The sequence below is a fragment of the Streptococcus sp. HMSC065H07 genome (assembly GCF_001837325.1).
In the GTDB taxonomy this organism is placed as follows: Bacteria; Bacillota; Bacilli; order Lactobacillales; family Streptococcaceae; genus Streptococcus; species Streptococcus salivarius_H.
Map to the genome: position 1 here is coordinate 1 of NZ_KV832037.1, position 351 is coordinate 351.

Annotated in this window: 1 protein-coding gene; it reads left to right on the forward strand. The window is 41.0% G+C overall.

Annotation, left to right across the window (positions count from 1 at the left end; genetic code table 11):
- Positions 1-351, forward strand: a 351-nt coding sequence (locus HMPREF2637_RS06180; protein ID WP_141760025.1) for an SspB-related isopeptide-forming adhesin, incomplete at both ends; no start/stop codon positions are given.

The following is a 351-nucleotide window of genomic DNA, read 5'->3' on the forward strand; positions in this document are numbered from 1 at the left end:
ACCTAAGTTCCAACCAGAGAAATACGTTGTTTCTGAAGAGAAATTCGATATCACTGGTGACAAGCTCGTTGATGATGATAAAGAGTTGGCAGACAAGTACGCAGACACAAATGCGAACCCATATGCGGACGATGCATCAAACAACGAAGCTCAAAACTTGAATACTAAGACTGTTAACCGTGGCGACAAGTTGGTTTACCAAGTATGGTTGGATACAACTAAATTCGACGCAGCTAACAAGGACAACATCCAATCAGTAGGAATCTCAGATGACTACGATGAAACTAAATTGGATCTTGACGCTACTAAGATTAAAGCCTACGATTCAGTAACAGGTGATGATGTTACAGC